Below are 11,724 nucleotides of genomic sequence, written 5' to 3' on the forward strand. Positions count from 1 at the left end.
ATTTTACAGGGCTAGGCGACTTGGTGCTCGCCGACCCGGACGATCTTCAGGGTGTTGGTGCCGCCGGCGCAGCCGATTGGTTCGCCGATGGTCAGGGCAATCAGGTCGCCTTTGGTTACGACACCGCGATCGATCAGGAGTTGCTCGGCTTCTGCCAGCAGCAGGTCGCGATCGGTGTGCTGCTGGTTCATCCGCAGCGGGCAGACGCCGCGATAGAGCACCATGCGACCGACCGATTCGGCATCCGGCGTCAGTGCGTAAATCGGCACGCCGGAATTCATGCGGCTCATCCACAGGGCGGTCGAGCCGGACTGGGTGAGGGCGGCGATGGCCTTGACCTTGAGGTGATGTGCCGTCCAGATGGCGGCCATGGAAATGGACTGGTCGATGCGGGTAAAGACGCGGTCGAGGAATTCGCGGTCGAGGGTGACTTCGGCCGAACGCTCGGCTTCGACGCAGATGCGGGCCATTGATTCGACGACTTCGACCGGGTATTTGCCAGCCGCGGTTTCTGCCGAGAGCATGACCGCATCGGTGCCGTCGAGCACGGCGTTGGCGACGTCGGACACTTCGGCCCGGGTCGGCACCGGCGACAGGATCATCGACTCCATCATCTGCGTGGCGGTGATGGTCAGCTTGTTCTTGTCGCGCGCCATGCGGATCATTTTTTTCTGCAGCGCGGGCACCGTGGCATCGCCGACTTCGACGGCGAGGTCGCCGCGGGCGACCATGATGCCGTCCGAGGCATCGAGGATTTCGGCCAGATTGGTGATGGCCTCGACGCGCTCGATCTTGGCGATCAGCACGGCGGTGCTGCCGGCAGCACGCAGCAGCTGGCGCGCCATGTACATGTCGGCGGCGCTCTTGGGGAAGGAGACGGCGACGAAATCGACACCGATCTGAGCGGCTGTCTTGATGTCATCCATGTCCTTGGCCGTCAGCGCTGGCGCAGTCAGGCCGCCGCCCTGGCGGTTGATGCCCTTGTTGTTCGACAGCTCGCCGCCGACCAGCACGCGCGTCTGGATTTCATGGCCGCGCACGCCCGTGACCTGGAGTTTCAGTCGACCATCGTCGAGCAGGAGAATGTCACCGCCGACCACGTCTTTGGGCAGATCCTTGTAGTCGAGGCCGACGCGTTCCTGATTGCCGAGCGCACACTGCGCATCGAGAACGAAGGCTTCGCCGACGACCAGCGTGATCTTGCCGCTCTCGAACTTGCCGACCCGGATTTTCGGCCCCTGCAGGTCGCCGAGGATGCCGACAGTGCGGCCATGCTTGGCAGCGGCAGCCCGGATGCCCTCGGCGCGGGCCTTGTGGTCATCGGCGGTGCCGTGCGAGAAATTCATCCGGACGACATCGATGCCGGCTTGCACCATGCGCTCGAGAATGTCGGGCGACGATGAGGCGGGGCCTAGCGTGGCAACGATCTTGGTGTGGCGTAACATGTCTTCTCCATCCCTGTTTTTATTTGGTTTTTTGGCTTTTTTTCCGGTCGACCGTAGCAGCGATACTACGGTCGACGTCTTGCGGGATTATTTCGCGGCACGTTCTTCCAGCACAGCGATGGCCGGCAGGGTCTTGCCTTCGAGGAATTCCAGGAAGGCGCCGCCACCGGTGGAAATGTAGCCGACGTCATCCGCAATATGGAACTTGGCGATGGCCGCCAAGGTGTCGCCACCGCCAGCAATCGAGAATGCTTCGGAATGGGCAATGGCGGAAGCCATCATCTTGGTGCCGCCGGCGAACTGCGGCAGTTCGAAGACGCCCACCGGGCCGTTCCAGACGATGGTGCCGGCGTTGGCAATGATTTGCGACAGCATGGCGGCGGTCTTCGGGCCGACGTCGAGGATGCGGTCATGGACATGCACGTCATCGACAGAAATCTTGTTGGCACGGGCCAGGGCAGAGACTTCGTCAGCGACGACCACGTCGACCGGCAGCGGCACTTCGGCGCCGCGTTCCTTCATGATGTCCATGATGGCGTGCGCTTCCTTGACCAGATCGGCTTCGGCCAGGGAATCACCGATCCGCTTGCCGGAGGCGAGCAGGAAGGTGTTGGCGATGCCACCGCCGACGATCAGCTGGTCCACCTTGCTGGCCAGCGACTTGAGGATGGTCAGCTTGGACGACACCTTGGAGCCGCCGACGATGGCGACCAGCGGACGCTTCGGATTGCCCAGTGCCTTGGTCAGCGCGTCGATTTCGGCGCCCATCAGAATGCCGGCACAGGCCACCGGCGCGTATTTGGCGATGCCGTGGGTGGTGGCTTCGGCGCGGTGGGCGGTGCCGAACGCATCATTAACGTAGATGTCGCAGAGCTTGGCCATCTTTTGAGCCAATTCTTCGTTGTTCTTTTTTTCGCCCTTGTTGACGCGGCAGTTTTCGAGCAGGACGACTTCGCCGGGTTTCACGTCGAAGCCACCGTCAACCCAGTCGGTGATCAGGCGAACGGAGGTGTGCAACATCTGGCCCAGGCGCACGGCGACCGGCAGCAGGCTGTCGTCGGGCGTCAACTCACCTTCGGTCGGTCGGCCGAGGTGGGAGGTGACCATGACGGCCGCACCTTTTTCCAGGCAGTACTTGATCGACGGCAGCGAGGCGCGGATGCGTGTGTCCTCGGTAATGTTACCGGCTTCGTCCTGCGGCACATTGAGGTCGGCGCGGATGAACACGCGCTTGCCGGAAACATCGAGGTCGGTGAGTTTGATGACGTTCATGGTTTTTCTCCAGTGTTTGCTGAGTTATTTTTGAGCGGGCCACAGGCGCGACCAGTGGTCGGCGACTTCCAGCATGCGGTTGGCGAAGCCCCATTCGTTATCGAACCAGACGAACAGGTTAACCAGATGGGTGCCGGCGGTGCGGGTCTGGCTGCCATCGACAATGGCCGAATGGGGGTCGTGATTGAAATCGATCGAGGCATGGGCCGCCTCGGAATACGCGATCAGCCCTTTGAGCGGGCCGCCGGCGGCGTCGGCCAGAAGCGCGTTGATGCTGTGCGCCGACACCGGGCGTTGCGTGCTCAGGGTCAGGTCGATGGCCGACACATTCAGGGTCGGCACGCGGATGGCTTTGGCTTGTACCTTGCCGGCCAGTTGCGGCAACAGGCGTTCGATGCCGCGGGCCAGACCGGTCGACACCGGAATGATCGACTGCATGGCCGAACGCGTGCGGCGCAGGTCGTCGTGGTGATAGCCGTCGATTAGCGGCTGGTCGTTCATTACGGAGTGCAATGTGGTCAGCAGTGCTTGATCGATGCCGATTTCGCGATCGAGCAGATCCAGCACCGGCACGATGGCATTGGTCGTGCAGGAGGCTGCAGAGACCAGTCGCTCGTGGCCGGTCAGGCTGTTCTGGTTGATGCCGGCGACAATGGTCGCATCGACGTCATCGCTGCTGGCGCCGGGGTGCGAGAGCAATAGCCGCGGACAGCCGGCGTTGATGAATTTGACCAATTCTTCCCGTCGACCGTAGCAACCTGATGCTTCGATCAACAGGTCGATATCGAGGCCGCGCCAGTCGACGGCTTCCGGCTTTTTCGCATGGGTGACGGCGATAGTCTGCCCGTCAATGACGAGTGCCGCATCGCCGATTTCTACCTGGCCGGGAAAGCGGCCATGGGTCGAATCAAAGCGCGTCAGATAGGTCATGCTCTCCAGATTCGCTGGCTCATTGATGGCGACGACCTGAAGATTGTGTTGAATCGGCGATTCGCGCAGGGCGCGCAGGAAGCAGCGCCCGATACGACCGTAGCCGTTGATGGCGAGACGCAAGGCGGCGTTCTGTGACACGTTTGGGGCAGTTACCTTGGTAAGGGTGAAACAAAAGGGGCCTTGCGGCCCCTTTTTATAAGACGCCGATTACTTGGCGTTCATCCATGCGCGAGCGGCATCCAGCATGCGGCAGGAGTAGCCCCACTCATTGTCGTACCAAGCCAGAACTTTGACCAGCACGGAGCCGTCGTCGCTCTTGATGACGCGCGTCTGCGTGGCATCGAAGGTGGAAGAAACGGTGGTGTGGTTGAAGTCGGAGGAAACCAGCGGTTCGTTGTTGACGTCGAGGATGCCCTTCAGCGGGCCGTTGGCGGCAGCCGTCATCAAGGCGTTGATTTCTTCCTTGGTGGTGGCGCGCTCGGCGGTGAAGGTCAGGTCGACCAGCGAAACGTTGATGGTCGGTACGCGCAGGGCGAAACCATCGACCTTGCCGACCAGTTGCGGCAACACTAGCCCAACGGCCTTGGCGGCGCCGGTCTTGGTCGGGATGATGTTGGCGGCAGCGGCACGGGCGCGACGCAGATCCTTGTGACGGACGTCGACGGTGACCTGGTCGTTGGTGTAGGCGTGGATGGTGGTCATCAGGCCTTGCTTGATGCCGATGGCGTCAGACAGGATCTTGGCGACCGGGGCCAGGCAGTTGGTCGTGCACGAGGCGTTGGAAACGACGGTCATGTCGGCCTTCAATGCACCTTCGTTGACACCCATGACGATGGTGGTGTCGACGTCGTCGCCGCCCGGGGCGGAGATCAGCACGCGCTTGGCGCCCTGATCGAGCAGCGCCTGAGCCTTGGCCTTGGTGGTGTAGGCACCGGTGCACTCGAGCAGGATATCAACGCCGTGGCTGGCCCAGTCGACGCCCTTCGGATCCTTGGTGGAATAGAACGCGACCTTCTTGCCATCGATGATGATGCAGTTTTCACCTTCAGTTTCAACGCTGGTGCGGAAGCGGCCGTGTGTGGTGTCGTACTTGAGCAGATGGGCGTTGGTGGCCAGATCGCCAGCGGCGTTGATGGCGACAATTTCGAATTCATTCTGCAGGCCCTGCTCGTAAATGGCGCGCAGCGTGCAGCGACCGATACGACCGAAACCGTTGATAGCAACCTTGATAGCCATGAATCTCTCCTCTTTTAGTTAATCAGGACAACAGCGCCTTGGCCGTCTTGACGACGTTGGCGACGGTGAAACCGAACATGTCGAACAGTTGGCCGGCCGGTGCCGACTCGCCGAAGCGGTCGATGCCGATCACGGCGCCATGCAGGCCGACGTATTTGTGCCAGAAGTCCGGGTGAGCGGCTTCAATGGCGATGCGTTTCTTGCAGCCACCCAGCACGGCGGCCTTGTAGTCGGCGCTCTGGCGGTCGAAAACGTTGGTGCAGGGCATCGATACGACGCGGGTCGGGATGCCTTCCCCGGCCAGTGCGGCCTGGGCGTCAAGCGCCAACTTGATTTCGGATCCGGTGGCGATGAAAGTGAGCTGGGCTTCGCCGTCGGCTTCGGACAGCACGTAGCCACCCTTGGCGATGTCTGCGTCGCTGATATTTTGCGTCACGGTCGGCAGGTTCTGGCGCGACAAAGCTAACAAACTCGGGCCGTTTTTCCGGTCGACCGCGGAAGTCCAGGCAATGGCCGTTTCGGTCGCGTCGGCCGGGCGCCAGACGTCGAGATTCGGAATGAGGCGCAGGCTGGGGATGTGTTCGACCGGCTGGTGCGTCGGGCCATCTTCACCGAGGCCGATAGAATCATGGGTATAGACCATGATCTGGCGCTGCTTCATCAGCGCCGCCATGCGGATCGCGTTGCGGGCGTAATCGGAGAAGACCAGGAAAGTCGCCGTGTAGGGAACGAGGCCACCGTGCAGCGCAATACCGTTGGCGATGGCGGTCATGGCGAATTCGCGCACGCCGTAGTAGCAGTAGTTGCCGCCCTCGGTACGGGTGACGCCCTTGCTGCCCTTGACGAAGGTCAGATTGGAGCCGGCCAGGTCAGCCGAACCGCCGAAGATTTCCGGCACGGCGGGGACCAGTGCGGCGATCGCGTTCTGCGAAGCCTTGCGGGTCGCGATGTTCTCGGCCTTTTCGCGGCAGGTAGCGATGTAGGCGGCCTTGGTCGCTTCCCAGTTGGTTGGTAATTCGCCCTTGATGACACGGCGCTCGAATTCGGCGGCTTCGGCCGGGAAGGCGGCTTGGTATGCCTTGAATCGGTTGCGCCAATTTTCTTCAAAGGTGGCGCCACGTGGCTTGCCGTTCCAGGCGGTATAAACGTCGGCCGGGATTTCGAACGGCGGGTGGGTCCAGCCGATATATTCGCGGGCGGCGGCGATCTCGTCCTTGCCAAGCGGTGCGCCATGGCAGTCGTGCGATCCCTGCTTGTTGGGCGCGCCGGCGCCGATGGTCGTTTTACAGCAGATCAGGCTGGGCTTGTCGGTTACCGACTTGGCTTCGAGCAGGGCACGCTCGATGGCGTCGCTGTTGTGGCCATTGACGTCGGCAATGACGTGCCAGCCATAGGCTTCGAAGCGCTTGGGCGTGTTGTCGGTGAACCAGCCTTCGACGTGACCGTCGATAGAGATGCCGTTGTCGTCCCAGAAAGCGATCAGTTTGCCCAGGCCAAGCGTGCCGGCCAGCGAACATGCTTCGTGCGAAATGCCTTCCATCAGGCAACCGTCGCCGAGGAAGGTATAGGTGTGGTGATTGACGATTTCGTGGCCCGGCTTGTTGAATTCGGCAGCGAGTACCTTCTCGGCCAGCGCAAAGCCGACGGCGTTGGTGATGCCCTGGCCGAGCGGGCCGGTCGTTGTTTCAACGCCAGGGGTGTAGCCGTATTCCGGGTGGCCGGGGGTCTTGGCGTGCAATTGGCGGAAATTCTTCAGGTCGTCGATGGAGACGTTGTAGCCGGTCAGATGCAGCAGCGAATAAATCAGCATGGAGCCGTGACCGTTCGAGAGAACAAAGCGGTCGCGGTCGGGCCAGTGCGGATTGGCCGGGTTATGGCGCATGTGGCGGCGCCACAGGACTTCGGCGATTTCGGCCATGCCCATTGGGGCACCGGGGTGGCCCGAGTTGGCCTGCTGGACGGCATCCATGGCTAGGGCGCGGATGGCGCCGGTCAGTGGGGAGAACTTGGGGAGATTGCTGACGCTCATGATCCGTGAATCCAGCCTGCTTAAAAGATGAAATTATCGGGGAAAAGGCCCTTTTTGGGTAGGGCGATGTGACCGCAATGACAGGTTTTGACGCCTGTCATTGCGGTCACGGGTGATGCTTATTCAATTTTCGGGTCGAAATTGATCATCATCAGCACGCCTTGTCCGCCGCCGATGCCCCCGCCGGTGTAAGCCACGCTACCCTGTCCGGCATAAACCGCTTCGTAACGATGGCTGTCGGAGCCGAAGTAGAAAGGAATGAATGCCTTGCCAGTGACGTAGGCGCGAATGTTGGAGGTGATGCCGAGAATGCGTTCGACTTCGCTCTGGTGCATGCCGATTTGCAGACGGGCCCATTTGCTGCCTGCCGGAATATTGCCGTGAACTTCGCCGTCGAAGGTGCCATCGCGTGACTTGACGACGCAGGGCTTGCATTCGGTGCCGGTTTTGACGCTTCCAGCGCCAGCAGGGGCTGCCGCGGCGCCCGGCTTGGTTTCGATGGTCTTGGCGGAGGGTTCGTTGCTGCCAGTTTCAGATTTTGGCTTGACCGGTTCGCAATCGACTGCCACCGCGTCAGTTTTTTTGGCAGTTTTCTTGCTGCCTTTTTTGCTCTTTTTGGCGGCTGGCGCCGGTTTGCATTCAGGCTTGACTGGTGCCGGAGCTGCTTTGGTCGAAGCGGCGGCGGTTGTGGCAGTAGCCGGGACCGGCTCTTCTGACTTTGATTCATTGCTCTTGCAGCTTGCCAGAACAGCGCAAGTGGTCAGCAGTAGTGCGACGGATAGTTTTTGCATCACGGGCTTTCTGGATGAGTTGAATAACTGCTGACGATCAGGCTGCGTGGTAGCCAATGATGCGGTCTACTTCGGTTTTTGACCCCAAAATTACGGCTACCCGCTGGTGCAGTTTTTCCGGTGCGATATCGAGAATGCGCTGGCGACCGGTCGATGCCTCGCCACCGGCCTGCTCGACGAGCATGGCCATCGGATTGGCTTCATACATCAGGCGCAGCTTGCCACCCTGGGCGCTGAGCTTGCTGTCGATGGGGTACATGAAAATGCCACCACGCGTCATGATGCGGTGCACGTCGGCTACCATCGACCCTACCCAGCGCATGTTGTAGTCCTTGCCAAGCGGCCCTTCCTTGCCTTGCTGCATCTCGCTGATGTAACGCTGCACCGGTGCTTCCCAGAAGCGCTGGTTGGCCATATTGATCGAAAATTCCTTGGTGTCGGCGGGGATCTGCATGTTTTCCTGGGTCAGCAGGAATTCGCCCAGTTCCCGGTCAAGGGTGAAGGAAACCACACCGTCACCAACGGTCAGAACCAGTAGTGTTGTCGGGCCGTAAACGGCGTAGCCAGCCGCGACCTGCGTCGTGCCGGGTTGCAGGAAGGCTTTTTCAGCGGCTTCCGGCGTCGTCAGGTCGGCGCCTTCCGGGCATTTGAGTACCGAGAAAATGGTGCCGATCGAGACATTGACGTCGATGTTCGATGACCCATCGAGCGGATCGAAAGTGAGCAGGTACTCGCCCTTGGGGAAGCGATGCGGCACCAGATGTGGCAGGTCCATTTCCTCGGAGGCCATGGCGGCCAGGTGTCCGCCCCATTCGTTGGCGTCGAGCAGGATGTCGTTGGACAATACGTCGAGCTTCTTTTGTGCCTCGCCTTGCACATTGTCGCTGCCGGCTTCACCCAGTGCGCCGCCGAGTCCGCCTTTGCCAATGGCGATGGAAATGGCCTGGCAGGCCCGCGAAACAACTTCAATCAGCAACTTGAGGTCGCCGGTGATCACACCCTTGTTGCGTTGCTCTTCGGTGAGGTAGCGTGCCAGCGTGCGCTGTGCCATGAGAACTCCTGCTTCAATGACAAAAGCGCGATTTTACTCTGCCGGGCATCTTGCGTGCAGGAAGGCGAAGGCCGCAGCGTTGTCAAGTGGCTTGCTCAGCAGATATCCCTGAACTTCGTCGCAGCCGTTTGTGCGCAGCAGCTCGAGCTGATCTTCGGTTTCGACGCCTTCGGCAATTACTTTCAAACCCAGGGAGTGAGCCAGTGCAATGGTGCCAAAGGCGATGGCCCGGTCGTTGAGGTCGGTCTCGATGTCGGCGACAAAAGAGCGGTCGATTTTCAAATGGTCGATCGGGAAAAGTTTCAGATAGCCGAGTGACGAATAGCCGGTGCCGAAGTCGTCGATCGCCAGGGTGACGCCCATGCGGCCCAGACGTTCGAGAATCAGGATGGCTTCCTGTGGATTTTCCATCACAGAGCTCTCGGTGATTTCGAGTTCCAGTAGCTCAGCTGGCAGCCCGGAGTATGTCAGTGCATTGGCTACCGTTTCGGCAAAGTCGCGGCGGCGCAATTGGCGGGGAGAGACGTTGACGGCGATGCGCATGGGCTTGAGGCCATTGTCAATCCACTGCTTCATTTTACGGCAGGCGTTGGCCAGTACCCATTCGCCTATTTCGACGATGATGCCGGTTTCTTCAGCGATCGGGATGAAACGGGCTGGTGAGATGGTGCCCTCGGTGGGGTGGTGCCAGCGGAGCAGGGCTTCTACGCCAACCGGCACCGAGTCTCCGGCGCGGAACTGGGGCTGGAAACATAGCGCGAGCTCATTGCGGGCAATGGCGTGCCGTAGTTTGTGCTCAATGCTCAAGCGGTCAGCACTGATCCGGTTCATTTCGTTGGCGAAGAACTGGAAATTATTTCGGCCCGCTGACTTGGCATGGTACATCGCCGTGTCAGCGTTTTTCAGGATGGTATCGCCATCCGGGCCATCATCCGGAAAAATGCTGATGCCAATCGACGGGCTGGTGTGCAATTCATGGCCATTGGCTTCAATCGAGGCGGACAGCGCCACGATGGCCTTGCTGGCGACGTTGGCGGCGTCGGCCGGGTTGGCAATTCCGGGCAGGATGATGACAAACTCGTCGCCGCCAAGGCGGGCGACGAAATCTGTTTCGCGAATGACACTGGACAGTCGGCAGGCAACTTCCCGCAACAGTTCATCACCGACCTGGTGACCCAGTGTGTCATTAATGATCTTGAAGCGGTCCAGGTCGAGGAACATGATGGCGAGCTTCCAGCCATGGCGACGAGCTTCCGGCAATAGCTGCCCAAGTCGCATCAATAGTGCCATGCGGTTGGGCAGCCCGGTGAGTGCATCATGCTGCGCAATATGCCGCATGCGCTCTTCTGATTGCTTGCGTTCCGTGATGTCGGCAAGAATCCAGACATAGTGCGCTGGCATGCCGCTTTGCGGATCGTCCACACGGTTAACTCGCGTTCCGGCCGCGAAGTTGTCACCATTTTTTCGGGTGACTTCCAGTTCGCCATGCCAGGAGCCGCGTACTGCAATATTTTCCCGGAATGAGTCCGGAGCATGGCTTTCGTCAAGGTCGAGCAACCCGAAAACCGTCTGTCCGATCAGTTCGAAGGCTTCATAGCCGGTCATTTGGGTGGTTGCCGGATTGATCGACAGGATGCGATGTGCTTCGTCCGTAAAAATGATACCGGCCGGCGTGTGGCTATAGACCTTTTGCGCCAGCTGTTCTCGCTCTGCGCTGGCGCGGCGCTCGGTGATATCGGTATAAACCGTAACAAAGCCGCCATCAGCAAGCGGCACGCCGCGGATTTCGAGCGTTTTTCCGTTTGGACGAGTGCGCTCGAAGTAATGGGGGGTAGGCGTTCGCGCGCGCTCAAGCAGGGCGAGGACAATTTTCTCCGGATTGCCCGGACCGTATTCCCCACGCTCGGCATTGAAGCGGTAGAGTGTTTCAAGCGTACATCCGGGGGCGGCAAGTGTCTCCGGGATGTTGAGCAAGCGCAGAAATTCGTCATTGTATAAAACAAGGCGCTCATCCTTGTTGAAGAGGCTGACTGCGCTTGGAATGCTTTCGATTACCGTTTCTAGCTGGTTGTGCTGCATCCTTAGCGCTACTTCGATTTCTTTGCGCTCGGTGATGTCGGTGTAGGTGGTAATGAAGCCCGCCAGTTTTCCGTCAATGAAGAGTGGTTCGCCCTGAACAAGATGGGTGTGGCCATTGGGACGTGTGCGCTCGAAGCAGTGGGCTTCGAATTTCATGGCCAGCGCCGTGATTCGGGAGACATGCTCCTCAATATCGCCGGGACCGTATTCGCCGCGCTGGGCCGGAATGCGAATCAGATCGGAGAAGTGAACTCCCTCACGGACGACCTCATCTGGCAGGCTCAGTACCTTGATGAATCCCTGATTCCAGACCCGCAGGCGCAGTCCTTCGTCGAAGACGCTGATGCCTTGGGGCATGCTGGACACAACTGATTGCATGTAAGCCAGTTGGCGGCGTATATTGATGGAGAGCGACGAGGCAGCGTCCGGAGAATTCAAGTGCGCAATGAGTCCTTGTGGTGACAAACAATCATAGCTCAGGCTGCTGATATTTCTTCATTCTGACTGCGGTATTTGGCATCTGGTCATTATTTGTTAGATGTGCCATTTGATTGAGCAGCCAATCGACGGAAACTGCTCGCGTGGGCCATTCCCTTCTGCGGCGATTTTCAACATCGCCTCGTAGAGTTCCCGCCTGGCATCGCAGGGGGCGGGATAGCGGCCGGAGGCATCCAGGCGACCACGATATTGCAGTTTGAGTTGGGCGTTGTAGCCGAAGAAGTCCGGCGTACAGACAGCGCCATAGGCTTTGGCCACGGCCTGGGTTTCGTCATAAAGGTAAGGGAAGGGAAAGGCCAGTTCGCCAGCCCAGCGGCGCATCGATTCAGGAGAGTCCTCGGGATAAGCGGTGACATCGTTACTCATGATGGCAACGCACCCGATGCCCAG

9 protein-coding genes are annotated in these 11,724 nt (G+C 60.0%); all 9 read right to left on the reverse strand.

Annotation, left to right across the window (positions count from 1 at the left end; all coding sequences use genetic code 11):
* Positions 1 to 11: 11 nt before the first annotated feature.
* A complete protein-coding gene (pyk, locus tag IPJ12_13640) occupies positions 12 to 1,445 on the reverse strand; it encodes a pyruvate kinase (GenBank protein ID MBK7648165.1) in 1,434 nt (477 codons plus the stop codon).
* Positions 1,446 to 1,532: 87 nt separating this feature from the next.
* Entirely contained in the window at positions 1,533 to 2,717 is a 1,185-nt protein-coding gene (locus IPJ12_13645) for a phosphoglycerate kinase (GenBank protein ID MBK7648166.1), read from the reverse strand.
* 24 nt (positions 2,718 to 2,741) lie between these two features.
* On the reverse strand, positions 2,742 to 3,788 hold the full coding sequence (locus IPJ12_13650; protein ID MBK7648167.1) for an erythrose-4-phosphate dehydrogenase: 1,047 nt from the start codon (positions 3,786 to 3,788) through the stop codon (positions 2,742 to 2,744).
* 69 nt (positions 3,789 to 3,857) lie between these two features.
* Positions 3,858 to 4,886, reverse strand: a complete 1,029-nt coding sequence (gene gap, locus IPJ12_13655) for a type I glyceraldehyde-3-phosphate dehydrogenase (protein MBK7648168.1) — start codon at positions 4,884 to 4,886, stop codon at positions 3,858 to 3,860.
* Between the two features lie 22 nt (positions 4,887 to 4,908).
* Positions 4,909 to 6,915 (reverse strand): transketolase, encoded by a 2,007-nt coding sequence (gene tkt / locus IPJ12_13660; protein MBK7648169.1) that lies wholly within the window; start codon positions 6,913 to 6,915, stop codon positions 4,909 to 4,911.
* 119 nt (positions 6,916 to 7,034) lie between these two features.
* Positions 7,035 to 7,706 carry a hypothetical protein gene (locus IPJ12_13665; protein ID MBK7648170.1) on the reverse strand — a complete coding sequence of 224 codons (672 nt, stop codon included), beginning with the start codon at positions 7,704 to 7,706 and terminating at the stop codon, positions 7,035 to 7,037.
* Positions 7,707 to 7,743: 37 nt separating this feature from the next.
* A complete protein-coding gene (locus IPJ12_13670) occupies positions 7,744 to 8,757 on the reverse strand; it encodes a class 1 fructose-bisphosphatase (GenBank protein ID MBK7648171.1) in 1,014 nt (337 codons plus the stop codon).
* Between the two features lie 33 nt (positions 8,758 to 8,790).
* Positions 8,791 to 11,274, reverse strand: coding sequence for an EAL domain-containing protein (locus tag IPJ12_13675; protein ID MBK7648172.1), 2,484 nt, complete (start codon positions 11,272 to 11,274; stop codon positions 8,791 to 8,793).
* 96 nt (positions 11,275 to 11,370) lie between these two features.
* On the reverse strand, positions 11,371 to 11,724 hold a 354-nt coding region (locus IPJ12_13680), incomplete at its 5' end, for a thioredoxin family protein (protein MBK7648173.1).

The organism is Betaproteobacteria bacterium (assembly GCA_016709965.1).
In the GTDB taxonomy this organism is placed as follows: domain Bacteria; phylum Pseudomonadota; class Gammaproteobacteria; order Burkholderiales; family Rhodocyclaceae; genus Azonexus; species Azonexus amarohabitans.